The organism is Anaerosacchariphilus hominis, assembly GCF_014290175.1.
GTDB lineage: Bacteria > Bacillota > Clostridia > Lachnospirales > Lachnospiraceae > Laedolimicola > Laedolimicola hominis.
The window spans coordinates 521,833-545,270 of the sequence record NZ_JACOOR010000001.1 but is presented as its reverse complement, the minus strand read 5'-3'; the positions used below and the strand labels follow the sequence as shown (position 1 = coordinate 545,270).

Sequence of the window (23,438 nt, the reverse complement as noted above, 5' to 3'; positions counted from 1 at the left end):
GTATCCAGGATCAGCGCCCGAAACACCAGCAGGCTGGCATATGATGGAAGCGGTCCGGTAGTTCGAAATCCGGAGAATCACAGCCTTTGTACCTTCCCGACAGGAAAACAGTATAACTGTGATCTGTCTGCAGCTTATAATATCGGAGCAAGGTATTTTATACGGGAATTACTCAAACCCTTTTCGGAAACAGAAAGGTCTTTACTGGAGGCAAAAGTTCCTTCGGTAAAGCGTAGAACCTCATGTGTCTATGCAGACTTGCGTCTGCTCAGTGCAGAACTGGCGAGCCAGAAGGCAGCATAGATACAGGCAGATATACAGTGGACTACCTGAGATGTGGAAACTGACCGTATCCGGCCAGAAAAAGTGCGTAACCGCGCCGATTCTAAGTCGCAGGCGTATCCGCCGATATGAAGTCTTGCCGCTTAAGGCGGCTGAGAAGCACGTGACTTTAGTCATGTGAGGTTCACTATCTCCCAAAACAATAGTAATATTGGGAGAAAGGAGAACGAATTGGGAGAAGGTGGTTTTGTTTAAACCATTAGAACCGTATGAGACGCCAGATGCAGTGGAACAACTTTGCGGTGAATATAATAAAGCGATAGGGGAGGGGATTGTAGCTCCACTAATTCTGACACCAAACTTTATATTAGATTTTCTGTGCATTCATCCATTCAATGACGGAAATGGACGAATGAGCAGATTATTAACATTGTTGCTTTTGTATCGAAGCGGCTATATTGTGGGACAGTATATCAGTATAGAAAAAACGATTGCAGATACAAAAGAAACATATTATGAGGTTTTGCAGAAAGAAGATCAAAATTGGTATGAAGGAGAAAATGATCCTAAGCCGTTTATCAGATATATGTTAGGAATTATCCTGTCATGCTATAGAGAGTTTGAATCAAGTAGCTGAAAAAGAGTAACGCTTGCGATTAAGGGGCTATTTTTACTCGAAACATCCTATTTATTTTCGAAAATCGTGTCAAATCTGCACATTTTCGGATGAAAAATGGAAAAGGATTGTATTTTCCGGCAGAGTCCGTTATACTGAGAACATAAGTTGCCGAAGGCAAAGGAAAAAGAATTGTCTGAGGAGGAATGACAGATGAAGCAGATGATCGTGATCGTGCAGGAGCAGGATTATTCGGAGCTGGCCACACTTCTGATTCGGAATCGGATACATGCTACGAAGTTTATGACGGAAGGACTTTATCTGAACCGGAGAAATATTACTTTGCTCATATGCGCGGAGGATGACCGGGTGGAAGAGATCCTGGGTTATATCCGGCAGAGCTGTACCGAGCGGGAAGAGGTCTGCGAGGTATGGGAATATAACGGACACATGATGGTACAGGCCCGGAAGACGCTGAGAATCGGCGGTGCCACCATCTTCATGTCAAATGTAGACGAAATCATAAAATGTTAGAAGATATACTGAAGGAAGGGAATCCAAATAGAGGCAAAGGGGCCGGGGCGTGATGGTATTGCGCCCCGGCATCTATTTTAGCTGAAAGATCCTGGTTTCAGATATGAGGCAGGGTGATGGTGAAAACCGTTCCCCGTCCCGGGGTGGAACTCACCTCGATCTTTCCGTAGTGAGCTTCGATAATCTTTTTGGTGATGGCCAGTCCCAGACCGGTGCCGCCGGACTTGTGGGTGGCGAAAGGCGTAAAGAGAGTCTCCAGAACCTCGGGCGTCATGCCGCAGCCGTTATCGGTGATGCGGATAATGATCTGATCCAGATACTTCCGGGCAGAAAGGGAGACGCAGTCATTCCGGGCAGAGGCCTCGAAGGCATTCTTCAGAAGATTCAGGAAGGCCTGCTTTAATTTTACGGGATTCCCGAAGACAGGCGGAAGCTGTGCAGGCAGGTGAACGGAGAGGTTCAGGCCCTGTTCCAGCAGATAGGGCTGAAGACTTTGCTCCAGTGCGAGAAAGATCTCCCGGAGATCCACTTCACACATGAAGAAGCGCCGGTTATCGGTATAGGTGGACAGATCATTCAGAAGCTGGGACAGGTATTCCACATCCTCCAGGGTCTGTGACCAGAACTGGAACTCCCGGACCTCCGGGTGCATGGACTGGATTAGCTGAAGAGAACTGTTAATCAGCGTCAGCGGGTTTCGGATTTCGTGTGCGATTTTTGAAACTGTAAAATTGGTATCATTCATCTTTATCACTCCCGAAATCAGTGTAACACAAAAGGAATTGTTTTACAATATAGAACAAATCTACAAATTGCGACATAATTCGACAAAAGGAAGGAGAATTATCATGAAACACGACGATTGTATTTTCTGTAAGATTGCAAACGGGGAGATCCCATCTGCCACTTTGTACGAGGATGAGGACTTCCGGGTATTCCTGGATCTGGGACCGGCGACCCGGGGGCATGCGCTTCTGGTGCCGAAGGATCATTTCGCGAATCTGATGGAACTGGATGATGAGCACTGCGAAAAAGCGATTCTGTTGGCCAGGAAAATGGCCGTCCGGATGAAGAAGGTACTGAAGTGCGACGGCCTGAATCTGGTACAGAATAACGGAGAAGCGGCGGGACAGAGCGTGTTCCATTTTCATATGCACCTGATTCCGCGGTACGAAAATGATCATGCGCATATTCTGTGGACACCGGGAACGCTGGAGGATAAGGATAAAGAGGAAATAATAGCGGCATTTTCGGAAGAATAGAATAAGCGCCTCGGGAGAATGTATGGAATACACGCAAGATAGATTTCAAGCAATATACGAGGAATGCAAAAATCTGATTCTGAAGATCGCATACGATATGACAAAGGATTACCATCTGGCGCAGGATATCTGTCAGGAGACCTTTTTACGTCTGCTTGGCTATCGGAAGGACCTGAAAGAAGAAAATATCCGTTACTGGCTGATGGTGGTAGCCACGAATCTCATTCGGGACTATTATAGAAAGGCCTACAAACGGCGGGAACTGTTGGACGAGGCCGAGCCTTACAGCAGTTACGACGAACTGGACTATTGCATCGACCGGTATCTGGATTCCCTGGAAATGCATGAGCTGACCAATCGGATGCTGAAAGCTTTACATGATCGAAACGCGGACTGGTACGAAGTATTCGTGCTGGTGGAGCTTTTGGAGGTTCCGAGAAAATCCGTTGCAAAGGAACGGGGAATCGCGCTGAGTACCGTAGACGCACATCTGAAGAAAGCAAGGATGTGGATGAAGGAACAGTATGGTGCGGAATACAGGGAATTATAAAAAGGGAACGCGTAAAGCATTCCCTTTTTGTGAAATTCTGGTATAATATCGCTAGACATGATACCCTGCCGAATGGCATCCAAAGCGGAGCGCCATATCCGAAGGATATGCTATAATACAGGATTCAGGCTTTTACAGCCTCCTCAATCAAACCGGTGATGGTCTCAATGGCGTCGGTCTGCTGACTGGCAGCCATGGCGTCCGTGAAGGAAGTACGATTTTCATAGAGCTGATGAACCGCGGCCAGCAGGGCCTCCGGGGTCACAGCCTCTTCCTCCATCACCAGACTGAAGCCCTGACGCTCAAAGGAACGGGCGTTCAGAATCTGATCGCCGCGGCTGGCCGCTGCGGACAAAGGAATCAGAAGATTCGGCTTGCGCAGGGCCAGAAGCTCGCAGATGGCGTTGGCTCCGGCCCGGGAGATGACGATATCCGAGAGGGCGAAGAGATCCTTCAGCTCATCCTGGATATACTCATACTGAACATAACCGGAAAGAGCGCTGAGGGACGGGTCCACCTTGCCCTTGCCGCACAGGTGGATGACCTGGAACTCCTTCAGGAGCCTGGGCAGGATACTGCGTACCGCTTCATTGACTGCGGTGGCGCCCAGACTGCCGCCCATGACCAGGAGAACCGGCCGATCGGGGGTAAGCCCGGTGAAGCGCAGAGCTTTCACAGCGTCTCCGGTGAGTAGCTCCTGACGGATGGGAGAACCGGTGAGGACTGCTTTCTGCTTCGGCAGATGGGACAGGGTCTCAGGAAAATTACAGCAGACCTTCCGGGCGGAAGGAATACAGATCCGGTTTGCCAGGCCGGGAGTCATATCGGATTCGTGGAGAATCACAGGAATTTTATAATGGGCCGCGGCCAGAACCACGGGCACGGAGACGAAGCCGCCCTTGGAGAATACCACATCCGGCTGAAGCTTCCGGATGATGCGGCGGGCCTCCATACAGCCCTTCAGGACCTTGAAGGGGTCTGTAAAGTTTTTGGGATCGAAGTAACGGCGGAGCTTTCCGGAAGAAATGCCGTAGTAGGGAATCTGCAGCTCTTCGATGAGCCTTCGCTCGATGCCCTCATAGGATCCCATATAGGAAATATCATAGCCCAGCTCGCGCAGTCTGGGGAGAAGCGCAATATTGGGTGTTACATGGCCGGCAGTACCGCCACCGGTCAACAGAATTCGTTTCATGGATACACCTCCGTACACAATAGCGTTTAAGGCTATTATGATAGGAAAAAGTCGGTCTGTCAATTCATATTCAGGAGAAATAAGGGAAAGAACATGACAAATCAGGAACTGCGAGACAGAGTAAGAAAAGAAATCATAGAAGAAGGAAAGGCTATCGAGCGCCGGATAGAGGCGGACGGGAGCCTGAAGGATCTGAAGATGCCGGACGACAGCTTCAAGGATCTGATGCGCCGGGCAGAGGCGCAGAAGCAAACCAAACACAGAAGGGGCCATGTCCGCAAGCGGGTACTGCTGGCCGTGGCAGTCGCCGCGGTTCTTCTGGTGGGCGGAACCCTCAGCGCCACGGGAGCCAGGCTGTTTACGCCGAAGGTGGAGAACCGGGATGAGGGGGATGGACTGGATATCACCATCACCAATGATAACGAGAATTTTTATGTGGATGTTACAGAGGATGAGGCCTATGATGAAATAGAGGAAAGACTTGGGATTCAGGCCCTTCGATTGGGATATAGGCCGGAAGGAATGGAATTGGAGAAAGTTTTCATAGATAAAGATATGGGCGAAGCCTTGATGGAGTTTTATTATGGTGACAAGATTCTGACGGTTTATGAAAATAAACAGTATGATAATGCTGGATTTAGCACTATACCAGATGGAGAGAAAATAGATACAATAAGTGCATTCTTTTACGAAAATGATATTGATGTCTGGAAAATAGATAAAGGTGATGGAAACGTTTATTATCGAGCAGAGTTGACATACGGAAATGCTTATTACTATATTTCCGGAGCGCTCAAATTAGACGAGTTTGAAAATATTTTATCTGAAATTATTTTTAAAAACGTGTGATTTTTAATTTCTGATTCGTATTCTTAGTACAAGCTTGTAAAATTAAAAACCCATACGAGAGGGGAGGAGTACGATGAGGAACAAAATGAAACTTATGGCGGGGGTGCTGAGTGTGACTCTGGCAGGAGGCCCTTTGTTACCGCCGGCAGCCCTGACGGCCCTGGCAGCAGATACCGATATGGCAGGCTATCATGAGTATGTGACGACAGAAGATGAAGCCATCGACCATTGGTACGGGGTTGCCAGAGGAACCTATCTGAAAGAGAGCACATGCGGCATCAAACGTGACGGAACGGCGAAAGTTGCAGTGTCCGGAACAACTACGGCACATTCTATCTGCGACTCAGTAAAGGTGGCCGTATATCTGGATGAAAGCTCCAACGGTGGCTCGAAATTTGGAACAATTGGAACTTATCATTTTGAAGAAACAGATACGTCTTCTTGTCACGGTAGCAAGAGCGGTATTTCTGTCACCAGCGGCTATCATTACCGTGCCCGTGGCGGACACAGTGTAAAAAAGGGTTCAACAACAGAGTCTACAACGACCTGTAGCCCGACCATCAAAGCTTCCTGATTTTCCTTATTATCAGAAGCTTTCATGAAATAATTAAAAACTGAATATGGATTAATAGTATAAACTTTCATAACAACAAACAAAATAATAAAATTAAGTTTCAATTTCCGAACGCTTTTTCTTTTTGCAAGACCGGCAGAGAACCCCATCTCTGCCGGTCTTTGCGTGGATGGAAAGATTCGGGTTTTACATCCTTTTTATAGCCTCTGTAAGAAACAGGTTGAAATTCCGTCGAACTGTTGGTAAAATAATTCCAAACGACGTGGGGAGAAAAAACAGAAAGAGAGGAATCCCATGGGAAGAACAGGTATTATCGGAGCGATGGAGGAAGAAGTCGCTCTTTTAAAAGAAAAGATGGAAATAGAGGTCGTGGTAAAGAAAGCGTCCATGGAGTTTTATCAGGGACTGCTGGGCGGCCGTGAGGTAGTCGTGGTAAGAAGCGGTATCGGTAAGGTGAACGCAGGCCTCTGCGCCCAGATTCTGGTGGACGTATTCAATGTGAACCGGCTGATCAATACGGGCATCGCAGGCTCCCTGAAGTCGGAGATCAATATCGGAGATATTGTGATTTCCTCCGACGCTCTGCAGCATGATGTGGATGCCCGCTCCTTTGGCTATGCCCGGGGTGAGATTCCCCGGATGGATACGGTGGCGTTCCCGGCGGATCCGGAGCTTGTCGCCATGGCAAAGGCAGCCTGCGAGGAGGCGAATCCGGAGATTCAGGCCTTTGTGGGCCGGGTGGTGACCGGAGATCAGTTTGTGGCGGAGCGTTCCGTAAAGAACGAGATCGCGTCCTGGACCGAGGGCTACTGCACTGAGATGGAGGGCGCAGCCATCGCCCAGACCGCGTATCTGAACAAGGTGCCCTTTGTCATCGTACGGGCCATTTCCGATAAGGCGGACGACAGCGCTTCGGTAGATTACCCCACCTTCGAGGCACAGGCCATCGAGCACAGCGTGAAGCTTATCGAAAACTTCGTATCCCGGCTCCCCGAGGATGCGTACTAAAACTTCATAAGAGGCAGGAAAAGCGGGAAGCTTGTCAGGCCCTGTCGGGCCGTGGCGAGCGCCCGCTCTTTTTATTTCGGTAGGCCTTCCTTATAATAGAAGATAGAAAAGATTCCGTGGGAAATTTTACGCAGAGTAAAGAAAAGGATGCACGGAATAAGAAAAGGGAGGAAGAGACATATGTTCAGAATCGTGATGATCGTGGCCTGGGCCGTACTGGTAATCCTGGTGCTTTATCTGTGGGCGGATGTGCGGGAGGTTCTGGCAGTGGTGAAGGATGCCAAGCGGGAACTGCTCCGCAGCAATCTGTCGGCCCGGGCGGCGGAGAGCTTTCCGAATTTCGGGAAGGAGGCCCGGGAAACCAGAGAAGCTGAAGGGCAGCAGGAAGCGGAGGAGCAGACCAAGGCTCCGGGAAAGAGTCTGGATCCCAGGGAAGAGCAGGTCTTAAACGAAGTCCTCACGGAATTCCTTGGATGAGGTCAGAGAGGTGGAAGGCTCAAAGCAAAGCACAGTATGAATCAAAGGATTGACGATGGAAGAAAAATGAAGTTATAATAAGGAAAAACAAGAAATACAGCAGGAAGAATCTATGAAAGAACCAGAAATTATTTATGAAGATTCGGACATTCTTGTGGTCCGCAAGCCCGCCGGGATTCCGGTGCAGAGCGCGCGGGTGGGGACGAAGGACTGCGAGAGTCTGTTGAAAAACTATTTATATAGAAAGAATCCGGACAGCGGCGTGCCCTATCTGGCAGTGGTACACAGGCTGGATCAGCCGGTGGAAGGACTGCTGGTATTTGCTCGGACGCCCAGGGCCGCGGCGGAGCTGAGCCGCCAGTCGGCGGAAAAGCAGATGGAGAAAACCTATCTGGCCGTTCTGTGTAATGTGGATAAGTATCCACAGAATATCCCCAATGTGGAAAACGGATGTGGAAAACCAGGGGCAAATGTGGAAAAGTCGGTGGAAAACTGGATCGAATGCGTGGATTTTCTGTGGAAGAACGGGAAGGAAAATCGCTCGGAGATTGTAAAAAAAACCCGTCCGGGGGCAAAAAAGGCAGTGCTCCGATATCGCCTTCTGAAGTGTGTGGATAACCTGGGAATGGCCGAAATACGGCTGGAAACAGGACGTCACCACCAGATCCGGGTCCAGATGGCAGGCCGGGGAACCCCTCTTTTGGGAGATCGGAAATACGGAAAGGTTGAAAACTATGTGGATAATGTGGATAACCCTTTTCCGGCCCTGTGTGCATACCGGCTGAGATTCCGTCATCCGGTCACGGGAAAATGGATGGAATTTCAGAAAAATCCGCAGAATCCGGCCTTCCAAAGATTTATGTAAAGTAGTTATCCACAGAGTAAAACAGTTCATTTCAGCAGATACTATCCATGAAAAACGGAAACGGGGGATGGCTGATGGAATGGATTCGGAAAGAAAAAAAGAACTGGAAGAAAATGGGAATCATAATAGGGGTGTATCTGGGTATGAAGTATCTGCTCCCTTTGGTGGTTCCCTTTTTGATTGCTGCAGTAGTGGTTCACGGGTGCTGGCCTCTGCTGCGGTATCTGAAGGAGCGGTTCCGGATCCGCCCGGCGGCCTCCATGGCGGTACTGCTGATTGTGGCGGCGGTGGTGGTGGGAACGGGATGCGTTCTTCTGGGGAGAAGTCTGTACGGGCAGCTTCGGAATCTGTGCCGGTTCCTGAACCGGCCCGGGCAGGCGGAGTATGTGCTGTATGAATGCTGTGACAGTGTAAGCCGGTTCTTTCATATAGACGCGGGCACGGTACACCGGTTTGTGACAGAGCAGATGGAAGAGGTAAGGGTCCAGGCGGGCCAGATCATGCTGCCCGGAGCCTTCGGGAGTTCCTGGCAGGCGGTCAAATATCTGGGCGGCTTCGGGGCAGCCCTGCTGGTGACCCTGGTGGCGGTCCTGTTCCTGGCGGCGGATTATGAGCGAATCCGGGAGGCGGCGGAGAGCTGGAGCTTCTATCGGCAGCTGAAGTGTGTGGCGGAAGGAATGCGGCGATCCGCAGGCGGATATCTCCGGGCCCAGCTTCTGATCATGAGTCTGATTATGCTGCTGTGTACCTTGGGAATCTGGGCTGCCGGGGTTCTGGGGAATCCCATCCCGGCGGGAATCGGTATCGGGCTTCTGGACGCCCTTCCGGTTTTTGGCACCGGGACAGCCTTTGTTCCCTGGATTCTGATTCTGGTGGTATTCCGGAAAGACTACAGGGCGGCTTTGATTCTGGCTTTGACCTATGGAAGCTGTGTGCTGCTGCGGGAGCTCCTGGAGCCGAGACTGGTGGGAAACCGTCTGGGGGTTCTTCCGGTTCTGATCCTGGCCGGGGTCTATGGCGGCGTGAAGCTTTACGGCGCCGCCGGGATTCTGCTGGGGCCTTTATCCATTCTGCTCATCCGGGAGCTGTGGCGGCAGGTGGATGAGGAACCGGAACATAAAGAAACAGAAAAGAAAGAAGCGTCTGTTCCCGGAGGCGACGCTTCTTTGTGAGAGTATCCGGAGATACCGGTTGGCTTTTAACGAATACTATCTGAGAAACATTCGAACGAGCTTTTTCTTTCCTTCGGTATAGGGCTGATACCGCATGGGAAGATCCGGCCGGTTCCTCTTATCCACAATACTTTTGAAATGAGAAAAGGTCTCAAACCCGGCCTTCCCGTGATAGCTGCCCATGCCGCTCTCCCCGAATCCGCCGAAGCCCATATAGGGCGTGGCCAGATGGATGATGGTGTCATTGACACAGCCTCCGCCGAAGGAGCAGAGGGTCAGCACCTTATGAGCCAGCTTCCGGTTCCGGGTAAAGAGGTAGAGAGCCAGCGGGTGCGGCTTCTCATTGACCAGGCGGATCACGTCGTCGATGGAATCGTAGGTCAGAATCGGCAGCACCGGTCCGAAGATCTCCTCCTGCATCACATCGTCCTGCCAGGTAATATTGTCCAAAAGGGTGGGTTCGATCTGCAGGGTTTCCGAGGACGTCCGTCCTCCAAAGACAGTCTTGGCCGGGTCCATCAGGTTCAGAATCCGCAGAAAGTGTTTTTCATTGATAATGCGGCCGTAGTTCTTATTTTCCAGAGGGCTCTCTCCGAACTGGGCGCGGATCTGGCGGATCAGTTCTTCGATCAGCCGGTTTTTCACCCGGATATCGCAGAGAATATAGTCGGGAGCCACGCAGGTCTGGCCGCAGTTCAGGAACTTTCCGAAGACGATACGCCGGGCCGCCGTCGGGATGTCCGCGGTGCGGTCCACGATGCAGGGACTCTTTCCGTCCAGCTCCAGGGTCACCGGCGTCAGGTGAGCGGAGGCCTTCCCCATGACGAAGCGGCCCACAGATTTGCTTCCGGTGAAGAAGATATAGTCGAAACGCTGTTCCAGCAGAGCTTCATTTTCCGCCCGGCCGCCGGTGACTACGGCCACCAGGGATGAGGGAAAATAAGCCTGAATCAGGCGTTTTATCAGACTGCCGGTATGCAGCGAGTAGGCGCTGGGCTTCAGAATGGCCGTGTTACCGGCGGCCAGGGCGTCGACCAGGGGTTCCAGGGTCAGGAGCAGCGGGTAATTCCAGGGACTCATGATCAGCGTCACGCCGTAGGGCGAGGGTTTCCGATAGCTGATCGCGCAAAACTGCGCCAAAGGCGTCGGGACGATCTGATCCCGCATCCAAAATCGCAGATGCCGCTTCAGATAACGGATTTCATTTAGAAGAAGGCCGGTCTCGCACATGTAGCTTTCTGCGGCGCTTTTGCCGAGATCCAGACGGAGCGCGTCCTGAATTTCGTTTTCGTGTTCGGTCACCAGCCGCTCCAGTCTGGTCAGGGCGGCCATCCGGTTTTTATAAGAAAGTGTCGAGCCCGAGCGGAAGCACTGTCGCTGCCGGGCCACCAGTTTCTGAATCTCCTGTTCGTTCATGGGAACCCTCCAATCAAAGTAGATAGTTCTATTGTACCCAAATATGGAAAATACGTCAAAGTAAATTGCCCCTATTATTACGGAGGTTTGTTTAGCAGAAAATCATCAAATTGCTCCGCACCCCGCGAAAACCTTGACAAAATCGCCATTTTCGTACTACAATACAAAAAGATACGCCCATCTGGGCGTGATAATCATAACAGCGTACTGTTAGATAAAAATAAATGAAAAAGGCCCCATGGGCGAGAAGGAGAAAAGAATGGCAAAGGAGAAGAAACTGGTCGAAGAGATCACTTCCATGGACGTGGATTTCGCGCAGTGGTACACCGATGTGGTGAAAAAAGCGGAACTGACTGATTATACAAGCGTAAAGGGCTGCATGGTGATCAAGCCGGCAGGCTACGCCATCTGGGAAAATATTCAGAAGGAGCTGGACAGACGGTTCAAGGAGACAGGTGTGGAGAACGTCTACCTGCCCATGTTGATTCCGGAGAGCCTGCTTCAGAAGGAGAAGGATCATGTAGAGGGATTTGCGCCTGAGGTAGCATGGGTGACCTACGGCGGACTGGAGCCCCTGCAGGAGCGCATGTGCATCCGTCCCACCTCCGAGACTCTGTTCTGTGATTTTTATTCCAAGGAGATCCAGTCCTATCGTGATCTGCCGAAGGTATACAACCAGTGGTGCTCCGTTATGCGTTGGGAGAAGACTACCCGTCCGTTCCTGCGTTCCCGTGAGTTCCTGTGGCAGGAGGGCCACACCGCCCATGCGACGGCAGAGGAGGCTGAGGCACGTACCCAGCAGATGCTGAACGTCTATGCGGACTTCTGCGAGGAGGTGCTGGCAATGCCGGTTATCCGCGGACGTAAGACTGATAAGGAGAAATTTGCAGGCGCGGAGGCCACCTATACCATCGAGGCGCTGATGCACGATGGCAAGGCGCTGCAGTCCGGTACCAGCCATAACTTTGGCGACGGCTTTGCAAAGGCATTTGGCATTCAGTATACCGCAAAGGACAACACCCTTCAGTATGTACATCAGACCTCCTGGGGTATGACCACCCGTCTGATCGGAGCCATCATCATGGTTCACGGCGACAACAGCGGACTGGTTCTGCCGCCGCGGATCGCGCCGACCCAGGTGATGGTGATCCCCATCGCCCAGCACAAGGAAGGCGTTCTGGATAAGGCTTACGAGCTGAAGTCCGCACTGCTGGACGCGGGCTTTAAGGTAAAGGTGGACGATTCCGACAAGAGTCCGGGCTGGAAGTTCTCCGAGCAGGAGATGAAGGGTATCCCGGTTCGTATCGAGATCGGACCGAAGGATATCGAGGCAAATCAGGCAGTTATCGTGCGCCGCGACACCCGGGAGAAGATCGTAGTTGCGCTGCCGGAGCTGGCAGAGAAGGTGGGCGAGGTGCTGACCACCATGCAGAGCGATATGCTGGAGCGTGCAAGAAAGCATCGTGATTCCCATACCTACGACGCAACTACCTACGAGGAGTTTGTAAAGACCATCAACGAGAAGCCGGGCTTCGTACGTGCCATGTGGTGCGGCGATCAGGCCTGCGAGGATAAGATTAAGGAAGATACCACAGCTACTTCCCGTTGTATGCCCTTCAAGCAGGATCATATCGCAGATACCTGCGTATGCTGCGGCAAGCCGGCAAAGGCGCTTGTCTACTGGGGCAAGGCATACTAATTCGATAAAGAGGGCCAGTAAAGCGGCTGGAGGATGAAACCTTCTGGCCGCTTTTCTATTAGAAATGAGGTGACCAAATGCAAATTCAGATCCCGGAAAAAGCAAATGAAATCATCACAACGCTGATCGCCGCCGGCTACGAAGCCTACGTGGTGGGCGGCTGTGTGCGCGACGCGATTCTGGGACGGGAAGCGGCAGATTGGGATATCACCACCAACGCCAGGCCGGAGCAGGTCAAAGCCTTATTTCCCCGGACGGTGGACACAGGTCTCCAGCACGGCACCGTAACGGTCCTGAACGGAAAAGAAGGCTTCGAGGTTACCACTTATCGGATCGACGGCGAGTATCTGGACGGCCGCCACCCGGAGCAGGTGCTTTTTACGCCGAATCTTCTGGAAGATTTGAAACGGCGGGACTTTACCATCAATGCCATGGCATATAATGAGAAAGAAGGACTGGTGGACGCTTTCGACGGTGTGGGCGACCTGAAGCGTGGTCAGATCCGCTGTGTGGGCGACCCGAGAGAACGGTTTACCGAGGATGCTCTGCGTATTTTACGGGCAGTCCGTTTTTCCGCCCAGTTGGACTTTCAGATCGAGGCGGAGACCAAAACGGCCCTGGCGGAGTTTGCGCCCAGGCTTACGAAAGTCAGCGCCGAGCGGATCCAGGTGGAACTGATGAAGCTTCTGACCTCGGATCATCCGGAGGTATTCCGGGTAGTCTGGGAGACCGGCATCACGGCGGTGATTCTGCCGGAATTCGACGCCTGCATGGAGACGCTCCAGCACAATCCCCATCACTGCTGGAATGTGGGCGAACACATCCTGCATACTCTGGCCTGCGTGGAGAAGGACAAAGCCCTCCGGTGGGCCGCTCTGCTTCACGATATCGGAAAGCCGGTTACCCGCACCACCGACGAACAGGGCATCGATCATTTTCATGGACACGCGAAGGTGGGCGCAGAGCTGGCAAATGAGATCCTGCGTCGTCTGAAGTTCGATAACGACACCCGCAAAAAGGTCGTAAAGCTGGTGGAGGTTCACGATGACCGGCAGATTCCGTTGAATCACCGGGGCGTGCGCCGGGCCATTCATCGGATAGGCACAGAGCTGTTTCCGGATTACCTGAAGCTTCGCAGAGCGGACTCTATGGCCCAGAACCCGGCGCTTCTACGGGAAAAGCTGGAGATCATCGACGAGACTGAGCGCCTGTATACGGAGATTCTGGAAGCCCGGAACTGCCTGTCCTTAAAGGATCTGGCTGTGACAGGCCGGGACCTCATGGACGCAGGCGTAAAGCCGGGACCGGGTCTGGGGGTCATCCTGAATGCTATGCTGGAGGCGGTCATCGAGCATCCGGAATACAATACAAAAGAATATCTCTTAGAAAGAATATTACCCCTCGTTTCCTCATAGATTTGAAAGGAACGGGGGGATTTTTGTGAACGAAAAAGCGCTGCAAATCTTGGAGCAGTATGAAATCGGACTTCAGAGAAGCTTCGGCGGACGGGGCGGAATCATGCTGGAGACAGAGCAGGGACTGAAAATGTTAAAGGAATTTGCAGGCTCTCGGGCAAGGCTTCCCTTTGAACAGAAGCTGCTGGAGGTTCTGGAGCAGCAGGGGGTATGCAGGACGGACCGGGCGGTTCCCAATCGGGAGGGCGAACTTGTGACGGTGGGAGAATACGAAGTTCCCTACCTGGTAAAAAACTGGCCGCCGGGGCGGGAATGCGACCCGAGAAATGAGGAGGAACTGCTCCGGAGTATGCGGACTCTGGCCCGGATCCACCGGACAGCCCGGGGACTGTGGCATACCCAGGGGGAGGAACGGCGCTGGCTTCAGGGCTGCGACCGCTGCGGGGAGCTGGAGCGTCATAACCGGGAAATGAAACGGGCCCGGAACTATATCCGGGGAAGGCAGAAAAAAGGGGAATTCGAGCTTCTGTACCTCCGCTGCGCGGAAGAACTGTTCCGGGAGGGACAGAGGGCTTTGGAGCTGCTGGTAAAGGCAGGCGGACAGAGCCTCTACCAGCGGGCCAGCCGGGAGGAGCATATCTGCCATGGGGAGTACATCCACCACAATATTCTCATGAATCGTCAGGAGACGGCGGTGGTGAACTTCGGACATTTTGAGATCAACGCGCAGGTGCAGGATATCAGTCTGTTCCTTCGGAAAATTATGGAAAAGCAGAGCTGGAACGGAAGGCTGGCCGCGCGGATGCTGACGGCATACGAAAAGGAGCTTCCATTGTCCGGGGAGGAGCGGATTTGTCTGGCTGCAAACCTTTACTACCCGGAAAAGGCATGGAAACTGATTCATCATTATTATCATACGAATAAGGCTTGGGTGCCGGAAAAGAGCGCAGAGAAACTGAAGGTCTTTCTGGCCCAGACGGAAATGCGGAAAACCATGCTCCGGGAGCTGTTTGAGCTCCCGGTCTGAGGCTTATAAGAGAGTCTTTACATGGTCGATGAACTCCCGGGCCACATGGGACAGCGCATGTTTCTTATCCCAGATCAGGGCATAGGAGGCAATGGCGTCGGGATGCGCGATATTGCGGACGCAGATCTCCTTGTCCCGGATGAGGCAGGAGATGGACTCCGGATAGATGGAGACGCCCACGCCGTGGAGGCTCAGTTCATAGGCGTTCATCATGTGAGCGATGCGTCCGCGGATGACGGGCTCCTTTCCGGTTCCGGCGAACCACTTGTTGATCTCTGACTTCCGGGACTCCCGGGAGGGAATCAGAAGCTCATAAGGAAGAAGCTGTTCCGGGGTCAGAGGACCGTCCCCCAGGGCAGCCAGAGGATGATCTTTAGGGAATACGGCCACCCAGGGCTCCGTCCACACCGGAAGCACCTCAAAGCTTTCTTTATTATAGGGGGCCGTGATCATGGCGATCTCACAGAGTCCCTTAGTGACGCGGGAGGAGACGTCATCGGAATTGCCGTTCCAGAGATTATACTGGACGTGGGGATATTTTTTCTGAAAGGAAGAGATCCACTCGGCGAAAAGACGGGGAGCGCAGCCCTCCACGCAGGCGATATAGAGCATGCCCTGAAGGCCCTCTTCCATTTCGCGGATGCCCTCAGTGGATTTATTAACCAGATTCAGGATCTGGGTGGCGTACTGGAGAAAGAGCTCCCCCTCTTCTGTGAGACGGACGCTGTGGGGACTTCGGATGAACAGCTTGGCCCCCAGCTCCTGTTCCAGATCCTGAATCTGACGGCTCAGGGGCGGCTGGGCTATATTGAGCTTCTCGGCGGCCCGGGTGAAGTTCTTTTCGTCGGCGACAGTTTTAAAGTATCGGATGTGACGCAGTTCCATGAAATAGTTACCTCCTGTCGTGATACCTGGCGGGTATGATCGTACTTTCATTATATGTATTTCACAATTCAGATGCAATATGTTATCTTTAATTCATCAAAGGAAAGCACCAAAAAGTGCAGATGGAAAGGAGAACTGGATTATGAAAAAGCTGATGAAGAAGGTTGACGAGTTCCTGAGAGAGTATTATAAGAGTTTCGGAGAGAAGCCGGAAGTATAAGAGAGGAACGGATAACAGAACATGGAACAGGTAACAGATAACCGCTGAGGGCATTCCTGAAATCACAGAGATTCGGGGATGCCCTTTTGCGTGGGGAGAAAAGTCGCGGCGGGTCAAAGGATGTTGTAAAAATGCTGAAAATGTCGGGCGGATACATTGACTTTTCTGTGCAGATATTCTAAAATTAGAGGAAGAAAAAGGGAAGCCTTAAAATAATCATAAGGGATGAGGTAGAGGATATGTACTTGGATGATTACAAACGTTGGAAGGAAACCGATCTGGAGGATGCAGCCTTAAAGGAAGAGCTGATATCCATCGAAGGAAAAGAGGAAGAGATCAAGGAGCGTTTCGCTGTGGCGCTGAAGTTCGGAACCGCCGGACTTCGCGGAATCCTGGGAGCAGGAACGAACCGTATGAATATCTATGTTGTACGCCAGGCCACCCAGGGACTGGCAAACTGGGTAAAGACCCAGGGCGGCAATCAGCTGGTAGCCATCAGCTATGACAGCCGTATCAACAGTGATGTGTTCGCAAAGACCGCGGCCAGCGTGCTGGCGGCCAATGGAATTAAGGTCCGGATCTATGACGCTCTGATGCCGGTTCCGGCTCTGAGCTTTGCCACCCGTTATTATCAGGCAAATGCAGGCATCATGGTGACGGCGTCCCATAATCCGGCCAAGTATAACGGCTATAAGGCCTACGGTCCGGACGGCTGCCAGATGACCGACGAGGCGGCGGATATCGTATACGCAGAGATTCAGAAGACAGACGTCCTGACCGGAGCGAAGGTCATGGATTTCGAGGAGGGGATGAAGGCCGGTCTCATCGAGTATGTGGGAGACGACTGTAAGGAAGCCCTGTATCAGGCCATCGAGGCCCGCAGCGTACGTCCCGGTATCTGCAAGACTGCAGGACTGAAGCTGGTATATTCCCCGCTGAACGGATCCGGACTGGTACCGGTGACCCGGGTGCTGAAGGACATGGGTATCACAGATGTGACCATCGTACCGGAGCAGCAGTATCCGGACGGAAACTTCCCCACCTGTCCTTATCCGAACCCGGAGATTTTTGAGGCCCTTCGGCTGGGACTGGAGCTGGCGGAGAAGACAGGCGCGGATCTGATGCTGGCCACCGACCCGGACGCGGATCGCGTGGGCATCGCCATGAAGTGCCCGGACGGCAGCTATGAGCTGGTATCCGGCAATGAGATGGGCGTACTTCTGCTGGATTATATCTGCGCAGGCCGGATCGAGCAGGGCACCATGCCGGAGAAACCGGTGGCAGTGAAGTCCATTGTATCCACACCGCTGGCGGACGCAGTGGCGAAGAATTACGGCGTAGAGCTGAGAAGCGTGCTCACCGGTTTCAAGTGGATCGGAGATCAGATCGCCAAGCTGGAGGCAGCAGGCGAGGCAGACCGCTTTATCTTCGGCTTCGAGGAGAGCTACGGCTACCTGGCAGGCCCCTATGTACGGGATAAGGACGCCATCATCGGTTCTATGCTTATCTGTGAGATGGCCGCATACTATCGGAGCATCGGTTCCTCCATCAAGCAGCGTCTGGAGGAGATCTATGAGAAGTATGGCCGCTACCTGAACAAGGTAGACAGCTTCGAGTTCCCGGGACTGTCCGGCATGGACAAGATGGCCGGTATCATGGACAGCCTGCGCCAGAATCCTCCCGCGAAGATTGGCGAGTATCCGGTGGTGAAGGTAACTGATTATAAGAAGCCCGAGGAGACCGGTCTTCCGGCAGCCAATGTACTGGTGTACAAGCTGGAAGGCGGCGCGGAGGTCATCGTACGGCCCTCCGGAACCGAGCCGAAGATTAAGACCTACTTTACGACGCTCGGAAAGGATCTGGCGGAGGCCCAGGCGCAGAAGGATGATCTGGCGGCTGCCATCGCTCCGATTTTCCGGTAGGGACTTCCGATAAAGTCAGTGGCGGAAATGCGGGATTTGGGGCGTTCTGTAAGGAAATGCCTTGACAAATAAATGAGAAACGGGTATAAATAGGAAAGAAGATATGAAGAACGCACACACAGACATATCATCGACAAAAAGAAGTATGATTTTATAGGAGGAATTACCAGATGAACAGAATGGAATTAGTTGCTGCTATCGCAGAGAAGACTGAGTTATCTAAGAAGGATGCAGAGAAGGCTCTGAAGGCTTTCACAGATGTAGTTGCAGAAGAGCTGAAGAAGGGCGAGAAGATCCAGCTGGTTGGATTCGGAACCTTCGAGGTATCTGAGAGAGCAGCAAGAGAGGGAAGAAATCCGCAGACAGGTGCTACTATGAAGATCGCAGCTTCCAAGGCTCCGAAGTTCAAGGCTGGAAAAGCACTGAAGGATGCGCTGAACTAATCTATGCGTCTGGATAAGTATTTAAAGATTTCCCGTCTGATTAAGCGGAGAACCGTAGCCAATGAAGCCTGCGACGCGGGCCGGGTTCTGGTCAATGATAAGGTGGCCAAGGCGTCTGTGAACGTCAAGGAAGGCGACATCATTGAGATTCAGTTCGGAAGCAAGTCCGTGAAGGTAGAAGTCCTGGATGTGCAGGAGACCGTCCGGAAGGAAGAAGCGAAAGAGCTGTACCGTTATCTTTAAGGAATATGGAATCAGTAATAAGTGATCTGTAATAACAAAAAAGACCTCTTCATATATTTAACAGTGATTAAATATATCAGGAGGTCTTTTTGTGGAAGAAAAGCAGTATGCAAAAGCGCATAAGCTTCAGCTGAACAACAGGCGGACAGGTACTATCAGCGGCGTCACAGATGTGATTTCTTTCGATATTGCAGAGATTCTGCTGGAGACAGAGCAGGGGATGCTGACCATCAAGGGCGCGGATCTGCATGTGAACCGCCTGACACTGGAGAAAGGCGAAGTGGATATCGAGGGCCGGATCGACAGCCTGGCTTACTCAGAGGTAACGGACTTCCACAAGGCGGGAGCCTCTCTGCTGAGCCGCCTTTTTAAATAGATGAGCGGCGGTGTGCAGTTTGAACTGCAATTTTTCGGAAAAGCCTTTCTCTGCGGTCTGTTCCTGGCTCTCCTGTACGACGGAATCCGTCTGTTCCGCCATTTGATCTGCCATGGAAAGCGGGCGGTGGCTGCGGAGGATCTGCTGTACTGGCTGGCCTGCGGAGTGCTGATCTTTCGGATGCTGTACCGGGAAAACAGCGGGGCGGTTCGGGGATTTGCCATAGCAGCTGTGGTGCTTGGAATGCTATTGTATTTGCAATTCATAAAGTTATTAAATAAAATAAGAAAGAAATTGCATAATTCAGTTAAATAGCTTATAATAAAATGTAATCTATCAAAAAGGAGGAAGGAGCCATGGCCACGAAAACCAGACGTGCGCTGAATCGGAAAAAGCGTATGGAATTTCGGATTATTACCATGACGGTACTGTGTCTTCTCATCGTGGCTTCTTTCGGAAAGATGAAGCTTCAGCAGAAGAATCAGCAGTATCAGAAGCAGGAGGAAGAACTGCTGGCCCAGATCGACGCGGAGGAAAAGCGTACCAAAGAGATCGAGGATCTGGATAAATATATGCAGACCAAGAAGTATGTGGAAGAGGTGGCAAAGGAGCGGCTGGGGCTGGTCTATAAGGATGAGATCCTGTTTAAGGCCAAGGAATGACAGTTTACATAAGGTATTATCATTTTTATCAGAAAGAAAATCAGGCTGGATGGAACAGAAGAGCGGAGGCTTCGAATGTTTTATCCAGCCTTTTTATGCGAACAACGAGTTAAAGTCGAGAAACGTATTCTATCTCGTCTGACGGGATCTGAATGGCTTAAACGGAATTCTATGTCCGGTTTTGTCTGAAATCTCTGTATATTCGCTTCCTGAATTTGACAAAATATTTGTTTCCGGTCTTTTATAATTCCCAATCACACAGACACACACAGAGGATCAGGAGGCATAAAAAGTGAAGAAAGAAATGGAACAGCACGGAGGAGAAGGCTATGGATGGCTGTACGGACTGGTGGCAGGATTCAGTGTGGCAGCCATGCAGATCGGTATGGGACTTTTACAGATGGAGCGGGACTACGCCGTTCTTCTGGGGGCGGCCCAGGGAATTCTGGTATGTTCCCTAACGGTGATCTGCGGAGGAATTTTGGCGTGGCTTCTGAGACCATTGCCGCAAGAGGAGCAGGACAGGCCGCCCTTTCCGGCCATGAATCGGGTACAGGAGTACCGGTCGGCCTTTCGGAATCTGGCCCGGAGTTTTTCCGGCGGGGAAGTCGGGCAGGAGCAGACGGAGGAACTGGACGGGGCGGCACGGATGAATCTCTTATGGAATACCAGGCTTCAGGAAAACCGGGCAGCGGTGGCCCTGCAGCTCAATGAAATGGCGGATATTATGACGGATACCGTGGAACATGCCTGGGAAACCCAGACCGATGGGGAACTGGAGGATTTTCTGGAAAAACGGCTCCGGGGCATGGGACTGAAGGTTTATTCGGTGTTGGTATACCGGGAGGAACACCGCAGGCAGGAGGTGTATCTGACCGTCAGTACCAGAAAGAAACGCTGCGTGTCCGTGAAGGAGATCGCCGCCGTCTTATCGAAGCTGATGAAAAAGGCCATGATGCCGGGCAGGGACAGCAGGGCTTTTGTGGGCAGTGAGAAAATTACGGTGCTTTTTGTGGAGCGGACGAACTTTCAGGTGCTCTGCGGTGTGGAGAAGGCGGTCAAGGGAAAGGAAGAGATTTCAGGAGATAACTTTTCTCTGCATCATTGCAGGGAGGGCCGTTTTATCGGGGCGCTGTCCGACGGTATGGGCTCCGGCATGGCGGCCTACCGGGACAGCGAGATGGTCATCGATCTGCTGGAGCAGTTTCTGGAGGCGGGATTCTCCAAAGAGACGGCGGTACGGATGATCAATTCAGCGCTGATCGTGCGCTCGGACGCCCAGGTATTTTCCACCATTGATATCAGTTCCCTGGATCTGTATACCGGCGTCTGCGAGTTTTTGAAGGTGGGCGCGTCCACCACCTTTATCCGCAGGGAAAACTGGGTGGAAGTCATCTCGTCCACCAGCCTTCCGGCCGGGGTCTTCCATAAACTGGAGCCGGACTGCAGTGGGAAGAAGCTTTACGACGGGGATATGGTTATTATGGTGACAGACGGGGTCATGGACGCCCTTCCGGCGGCCCATCAGGAGAAAATGATGAAGGATATCATTCTGGAGCACGACACGGGGAATCCATCGGAGCTGGCGGCCTACATCCTGAACCGGGTGCGCCAGTACAGCGGAAAGGAACCGGCGGACGATATGACGGTGCTGGTCATGGGACTGGTCAAATACTGAGAAATCCTGTATACTGAAAATCAGAGAAAGAACCGGGCGCGAGACCGGAAAAGCGGAGAAACGAGAAGCGGACAGGAGAGAAAGCGTATGCAGGAACGGGTAAGGGCTTATGTGGAAAAATATCAGATGATTCTGCCGGGAGACCGGATCGTGGCGGGCATATCCGGCGGCCCCGATTCGGTCTGCCTGCTGTATCTTCTAAAGGAGCTGTGCCGGGAAAAGGGCGCAAACCTTCTGGCTGTGCATGTGAATCACGGCATCCGGGGAGCGGAGGCGGAGGCGGACGAGGTTTTTGTGCAGAAGCTCTGTGAAAAGGAGGGCATTCCCCTTCGGGTATATGATTTTGATGTGCCCGGGCGGGCGGCCAGGGAGCGCCTGACCCTGGAAGAGGCTGGTCGGCTGTGCCGGTATGAGGCCTTTGAAAAGGAAGCGGAAGGTTCTGAGAGAGCCCGGATCGCCGTGGCCCACCACGCCAATGATCAGGCGGAGACGGTACTGTTTCACTTATTTCGCGGCAGCGGCATCCGGGGCCTGGCCGGTATGGAGCCTGTCCGGGATCAGGTAATCCGGCCCCTGCTCTGTCTGGAACGGGAGGAGATTCTGGTCTGGCTTCGGGAGAGGAATATCCCCTGGCGGACGGACAGCACCAACGGGGAGGTGGAATATACCCGGAACCGGATCCGCCACGGGATTCTGCGGGAGGCAGAGGAGCAGGTGAACGCCCATGCAGCCCGTCATGTGGCCGAAGCGGCGGCGGAGCTGTCGGAGATCGAAGCCTATCTGGAGGAGCGCACTGCGGGGGCGTACCGGCTCTGCGTTCGGGAGGAGGATGAGGGCTGTTTTCTCTTCGAGACGCCTTTCCGGCAGACAGAGAGCCTGATTCAGGGCCGGGTACTGCGCCGCTGTATGGGATTTCTGGGCGGCCTGAAGGACGTGGAACGGATTCACATCCGGATCCTGGCGGAGCTGATGGAGAAGCAGTGCGGAAGCCGGGCAGATCTGCCAGGAGGCAGAGGGGCTGTCCGGGAGTACGGCGGGATCCGGCTGTATCGGCAAAAAAGGGCTTCGGAATCTGCCGGATCCGGGGTGGAGCGTTGTATCCGGCCGGAGATTCCGGGAACCTGCCTGGCGGATGGAAAGCGGTGGACTTTTTCCCTGGAACCAGCAGAAAAAGATCAAATTATTCCGCAAAAAACATATACGAAATGGTTCGACTATGATAAAATAAAAAAATGTCCCGAGATCCGCGGGCGCAGGCCCGGGGATTATCTGGAAATCAACAGGGAGCACGGACGTAAAAAACTGAAGGCTTATCTGACAGACGAAAAAATACCGGCGGCAGACCGGGATAAGATGTGGTTTCTGGCAGACGGAGAGCATATTCTCTGGGTTCCGGGAAGACGTATCAGCGAGGGATACAAGGTGACGGAGACCACGGTAAACATGTTAAAAGTACAGATAGATGGAGGAGAAGAAGATGGCTGAGAAAATCAGAGTTATGATTCCGGAAGAGGAAGTGGACGCGAAGATCAAGGAGCTGGGCGAGAAGATCAGCCAGCGGTTCGCAGGAGAAGAGGTTCACCTGATTTGTATTCTGAAGGGAAGCGTATTTTTTGTGTGCGAGCTGGCAAAGCGGATCACCGTGCCGGTGACTATTGATTTTATGCAGGTGTCCAGTTACGGCGCTGAGACCAAGTCCAGTGGAGTAGTACGTCTGAGCAAGGATCTGGACGAGCCGCTGCAGGATAAAAATGTAATTATTGTAGAAGATATCATTGACTCCGGAAGAACCCTGAGTCATCTGGTTAAGCTGCTGTCCCAGCGGAACCCGAAGACCATGACCCTCTGCACCCTGCTGGATAAGCCCTCCCGCAGAGTGGTAGACGTGGAAGTGGAGTACACCGGATTCACCATTCCGGACGAGTTCGTGGTGGGCTACGGCCTGGACTACGACCAGAAATACAGGAATCTGCCTTATATTGGAGTATTGGAGTTTGTCGACTAACAGTTCGGCCATGGCGCGGCCGAACGTCCGATATCACAGATTCATCTTTTTTGAGGAGGAAGCCTA

Annotated in this window: 26 protein-coding genes and 1 pseudogene; 23 read left to right on the top strand and 4 right to left on the bottom strand. The window is 52.4% G+C overall.

All coding sequences use genetic code 11. The features are described from left to right. The 3 genes and pseudogenes from H8S44_RS16215 to H8S44_RS02550 form a co-directional block, all read left to right on the top strand. Nucleotides 1–303 (top strand): annotated as a pseudogene (locus tag H8S44_RS16215) (IS200/IS605 family accessory protein TnpB-related protein); the annotation flags it as partial. 190 nt (nt 304–493) lie between these two features. Beyond that, the gene (locus H8S44_RS02555; RefSeq protein WP_330593503.1) at nt 494–919 is read left to right on the top strand and encodes a Fic family protein; all 426 of its coding nucleotides are present in this window, start codon (nt 494–496) and stop codon (nt 917–919) included. 192 nt (nt 920–1,111) lie between these two features. After that, nucleotides 1,112–1,432, top strand: coding sequence for a cyclic-di-AMP receptor (locus tag H8S44_RS02550; protein WP_186872640.1), 321 nt, complete (start codon nt 1,112–1,114; stop codon nt 1,430–1,432). 97 nt (nt 1,433–1,529) lie between these two features. On the opposite strand, the gene H8S44_RS02545 is transcribed toward H8S44_RS02550, so the two are convergent. Further along, nucleotides 1,530–2,177: a sensor histidine kinase gene (locus H8S44_RS02545; protein ID WP_186872641.1), complete on the bottom strand. Its 648-nt coding sequence runs from the start codon at nt 2,175–2,177 to the stop codon at nt 1,530–1,532. Nucleotides 2,178–2,280: 103 nt separating this feature from the next. On the opposite strand from H8S44_RS02545, the gene H8S44_RS02540 reads away from it, so the two are divergent. Next, nucleotides 2,281–2,694: an HIT family protein gene (locus H8S44_RS02540; protein WP_186872642.1), complete on the top strand. Its 414-nt coding sequence runs from the start codon at nt 2,281–2,283 to the stop codon at nt 2,692–2,694. Between the two features lie 22 nt (nt 2,695–2,716). Beyond that, nucleotides 2,717–3,244, top strand: coding sequence for an RNA polymerase sigma factor (locus H8S44_RS02535; protein WP_186872643.1), 528 nt, complete (start codon nt 2,717–2,719; stop codon nt 3,242–3,244). A gap of 124 nt (nt 3,245–3,368) precedes the next feature. On the opposite strand, the gene H8S44_RS02530 is transcribed toward H8S44_RS02535, so the two are convergent. Then, nucleotides 3,369–4,436, bottom strand: coding sequence for an undecaprenyldiphospho-muramoylpentapeptide beta-N-acetylglucosaminyltransferase (locus H8S44_RS02530; RefSeq protein WP_186872644.1), 1,068 nt, complete (start codon nt 4,434–4,436; stop codon nt 3,369–3,371). A 198-nt stretch (nt 4,437–4,634) separates the two neighbouring features. Between H8S44_RS02530 and H8S44_RS02525 the strand changes: the two genes are divergently transcribed. The 6 genes from H8S44_RS02525 (at nt 4,635) to H8S44_RS02500 (ending at nt 9,381) form a co-directional block, all read left to right on the top strand. Then, nucleotides 4,635–5,285 carry a DUF4367 domain-containing protein gene (locus tag H8S44_RS02525; protein ID WP_186997524.1) on the top strand — a complete coding sequence of 217 codons (651 nt, stop codon included), beginning with the start codon at nt 4,635–4,637 and terminating at the stop codon, nt 5,283–5,285. A 73-nt stretch (nt 5,286–5,358) separates the two neighbouring features. Next, nucleotides 5,359–5,859: a DUF6147 family protein gene (locus H8S44_RS02520; protein WP_186872646.1), complete on the top strand. Its 501-nt coding sequence runs from the start codon at nt 5,359–5,361 to the stop codon at nt 5,857–5,859. Between the two features lie 294 nt (nt 5,860–6,153). Next, nucleotides 6,154–6,867: a 5'-methylthioadenosine/adenosylhomocysteine nucleosidase gene (locus tag H8S44_RS02515; protein WP_186872647.1), complete on the top strand. Its 714-nt coding sequence runs from the start codon at nt 6,154–6,156 to the stop codon at nt 6,865–6,867. Between the two features lie 180 nt (nt 6,868–7,047). Further along, nucleotides 7,048–7,344, top strand: a complete 297-nt coding sequence (locus H8S44_RS02510; protein WP_186872648.1) for a hypothetical protein — start codon at nt 7,048–7,050, stop codon at nt 7,342–7,344. A gap of 112 nt (nt 7,345–7,456) precedes the next feature. Then, entirely contained in the window at nt 7,457–8,209 is a 753-nt protein-coding gene (locus H8S44_RS02505; protein WP_186872649.1) for an RluA family pseudouridine synthase, read from the top strand. Between the two features lie 47 nt (nt 8,210–8,256). Continuing rightward, nucleotides 8,257–9,381: an AI-2E family transporter gene (locus H8S44_RS02500; RefSeq protein ID WP_186872650.1), complete on the top strand. Its 1,125-nt coding sequence runs from the start codon at nt 8,257–8,259 to the stop codon at nt 9,379–9,381. Between the two features lie 36 nt (nt 9,382–9,417). Here H8S44_RS02500 and H8S44_RS02495 read toward each other — a convergent pair whose 3' ends face one another. Then, on the bottom strand, nt 9,418–10,797 hold the full coding sequence (locus H8S44_RS02495) for an aldehyde dehydrogenase (protein WP_186872651.1): 1,380 nt from the start codon (nt 10,795–10,797) through the stop codon (nt 9,418–9,420). A 259-nt stretch (nt 10,798–11,056) separates the two neighbouring features. Between H8S44_RS02495 and proS the strand changes: the two genes are divergently transcribed. The 3 genes from proS to H8S44_RS02480 all read left to right on the top strand — a co-directional run bounded on the left by proS (nt 11,057) and on the right by H8S44_RS02480 (nt 14,938). Further along, complete coding sequence (proS, locus tag H8S44_RS02490) at nt 11,057–12,496, top strand: proline--tRNA ligase (protein WP_186872652.1); 1,440 nt, start codon at nt 11,057–11,059, stop codon at nt 12,494–12,496. Between the two features lie 77 nt (nt 12,497–12,573). Further along, complete coding sequence (locus tag H8S44_RS02485; protein ID WP_186872653.1) at nt 12,574–13,911, top strand: CCA tRNA nucleotidyltransferase; 1,338 nt, start codon at nt 12,574–12,576, stop codon at nt 13,909–13,911. Between the two features lie 25 nt (nt 13,912–13,936). Continuing rightward, a complete protein-coding gene (locus tag H8S44_RS02480; RefSeq protein WP_186872654.1) occupies nt 13,937–14,938 on the top strand; it encodes a phosphotransferase in 1,002 nt (333 codons plus the stop codon). Between the two features lie 3 nt (nt 14,939–14,941). Here H8S44_RS02480 and H8S44_RS02475 read toward each other — a convergent pair whose 3' ends face one another. Continuing rightward, nucleotides 14,942–15,823, bottom strand: coding sequence for a LysR family transcriptional regulator (locus H8S44_RS02475; RefSeq protein WP_186872655.1), 882 nt, complete (start codon nt 15,821–15,823; stop codon nt 14,942–14,944). 459 nt (nt 15,824–16,282) lie between these two features. Between H8S44_RS02475 and H8S44_RS02470 the strand changes: the two genes are divergently transcribed. The 9 genes from H8S44_RS02470 to hpt all read left to right on the top strand — a co-directional run bounded on the left by H8S44_RS02470 (nt 16,283) and on the right by hpt (nt 23,372). After that, the gene (locus tag H8S44_RS02470; RefSeq protein ID WP_186872656.1) at nt 16,283–17,965 is read left to right on the top strand and encodes a phospho-sugar mutase; all 1,683 of its coding nucleotides are present in this window, start codon (nt 16,283–16,285) and stop codon (nt 17,963–17,965) included. 170 nt (nt 17,966–18,135) lie between these two features. Then, nucleotides 18,136–18,408, top strand: coding sequence for an HU family DNA-binding protein (locus H8S44_RS02465; protein ID WP_186872657.1), 273 nt, complete (start codon nt 18,136–18,138; stop codon nt 18,406–18,408). Nucleotides 18,409–18,411: 3 nt separating this feature from the next. Further along, a complete protein-coding gene (locus tag H8S44_RS02460; RefSeq protein WP_186872658.1) occupies nt 18,412–18,651 on the top strand; it encodes an RNA-binding S4 domain-containing protein in 240 nt (79 codons plus the stop codon). 91 nt (nt 18,652–18,742) lie between these two features. Then, entirely contained in the window at nt 18,743–19,027 is a 285-nt protein-coding gene (gene yabP / locus H8S44_RS02455) for a sporulation protein YabP (RefSeq protein WP_186872659.1), read from the top strand. Nucleotides 19,028–19,039: 12 nt separating this feature from the next. After that, the gene (gene yabQ, locus H8S44_RS02450; RefSeq protein ID WP_186872660.1) at nt 19,040–19,342 is read left to right on the top strand and encodes a spore cortex biosynthesis protein YabQ; all 303 of its coding nucleotides are present in this window, start codon (nt 19,040–19,042) and stop codon (nt 19,340–19,342) included. A gap of 41 nt (nt 19,343–19,383) precedes the next feature. Continuing rightward, complete coding sequence (locus tag H8S44_RS02445; RefSeq protein ID WP_186872661.1) at nt 19,384–19,689, top strand: septum formation initiator family protein; 306 nt, start codon at nt 19,384–19,386, stop codon at nt 19,687–19,689. A gap of 292 nt (nt 19,690–19,981) precedes the next feature. Beyond that, nucleotides 19,982–21,367, top strand: coding sequence for a SpoIIE family protein phosphatase (locus tag H8S44_RS02440; protein ID WP_186872662.1), 1,386 nt, complete (start codon nt 19,982–19,984; stop codon nt 21,365–21,367). An 87-nt stretch (nt 21,368–21,454) separates the two neighbouring features. Beyond that, nucleotides 21,455–22,852: a tRNA lysidine(34) synthetase TilS gene (gene tilS, locus H8S44_RS02435; protein ID WP_186872663.1), complete on the top strand. Its 1,398-nt coding sequence runs from the start codon at nt 21,455–21,457 to the stop codon at nt 22,850–22,852. Beyond that, nucleotides 22,845–23,372 (top strand): hypoxanthine phosphoribosyltransferase, encoded by a 528-nt coding sequence (gene hpt, locus H8S44_RS02430; protein WP_186872664.1) that lies wholly within the window; start codon nt 22,845–22,847, stop codon nt 23,370–23,372. The genes tilS and hpt overlap by 8 nt, the downstream gene beginning before the upstream one ends. The last annotated feature ends 66 nt before the right edge of the window (nt 23,373–23,438 follow it).

What these genes read in the sequence shown, in the direction of transcription:
- proS (WP_186872652.1), top strand. Translation starts at nt 11,057, where the DNA reads ATGGCAAAGGAGAAGAAACTGGTCGAAGAGATCACTTCCATGGACGTG.
- H8S44_RS02475 (WP_186872655.1), bottom strand. Translation starts at nt 15,823, where the DNA reads ATGGAACTGCGTCACATCCGATACTTTAAAACTGTCGCCGACGAAAAG.
- H8S44_RS02515 (WP_186872647.1), top strand. Translation starts at nt 6,154, where the DNA reads ATGGGAAGAACAGGTATTATCGGAGCGATGGAGGAAGAAGTCGCTCTT.
- H8S44_RS02510 (WP_186872648.1), top strand. Translation starts at nt 7,048, where the DNA reads ATGTTCAGAATCGTGATGATCGTGGCCTGGGCCGTACTGGTAATCCTG.
- H8S44_RS02520 (WP_186872646.1), top strand. Translation starts at nt 5,359, where the DNA reads ATGAGGAACAAAATGAAACTTATGGCGGGGGTGCTGAGTGTGACTCTG.
- H8S44_RS02500 (WP_186872650.1), top strand. Translation starts at nt 8,257, where the DNA reads ATGAAAAACGGAAACGGGGGATGGCTGATGGAATGGATTCGGAAAGAA.
- H8S44_RS02540 (WP_186872642.1), top strand. Translation starts at nt 2,281, where the DNA reads ATGAAACACGACGATTGTATTTTCTGTAAGATTGCAAACGGGGAGATC.
- H8S44_RS02550 (WP_186872640.1), top strand. Translation starts at nt 1,112, where the DNA reads ATGAAGCAGATGATCGTGATCGTGCAGGAGCAGGATTATTCGGAGCTG.
- H8S44_RS02525 (WP_186997524.1), top strand. Translation starts at nt 4,635, where the DNA reads ATGCCGGACGACAGCTTCAAGGATCTGATGCGCCGGGCAGAGGCGCAG.
- hpt (WP_186872664.1), top strand. Translation starts at nt 22,845, where the DNA reads ATGGCTGAGAAAATCAGAGTTATGATTCCGGAAGAGGAAGTGGACGCG.
- H8S44_RS02465 (WP_186872657.1), top strand. Translation starts at nt 18,136, where the DNA reads ATGAACAGAATGGAATTAGTTGCTGCTATCGCAGAGAAGACTGAGTTA.
- tilS (WP_186872663.1), top strand. Translation starts at nt 21,455, where the DNA reads ATGCAGGAACGGGTAAGGGCTTATGTGGAAAAATATCAGATGATTCTG.
- H8S44_RS02470 (WP_186872656.1), top strand. Translation starts at nt 16,283, where the DNA reads ATGTACTTGGATGATTACAAACGTTGGAAGGAAACCGATCTGGAGGAT.
- H8S44_RS02460 (WP_186872658.1), top strand. Translation starts at nt 18,412, where the DNA reads ATGCGTCTGGATAAGTATTTAAAGATTTCCCGTCTGATTAAGCGGAGA.
- H8S44_RS02505 (WP_186872649.1), top strand. Translation starts at nt 7,457, where the DNA reads ATGAAAGAACCAGAAATTATTTATGAAGATTCGGACATTCTTGTGGTC.
- H8S44_RS02545 (WP_186872641.1), bottom strand. Translation starts at nt 2,177, where the DNA reads ATGAATGATACCAATTTTACAGTTTCAAAAATCGCACACGAAATCCGA.
- H8S44_RS02530 (WP_186872644.1), bottom strand. Translation starts at nt 4,436, where the DNA reads ATGAAACGAATTCTGTTGACCGGTGGCGGTACTGCCGGCCATGTAACA.
- H8S44_RS02535 (WP_186872643.1), top strand. Translation starts at nt 2,717, where the DNA reads ATGGAATACACGCAAGATAGATTTCAAGCAATATACGAGGAATGCAAA.
- H8S44_RS02485 (WP_186872653.1), top strand. Translation starts at nt 12,574, where the DNA reads ATGCAAATTCAGATCCCGGAAAAAGCAAATGAAATCATCACAACGCTG.
- H8S44_RS02495 (WP_186872651.1), bottom strand. Translation starts at nt 10,797, where the DNA reads ATGAACGAACAGGAGATTCAGAAACTGGTGGCCCGGCAGCGACAGTGC.
- H8S44_RS02445 (WP_186872661.1), top strand. Translation starts at nt 19,384, where the DNA reads ATGGCCACGAAAACCAGACGTGCGCTGAATCGGAAAAAGCGTATGGAA.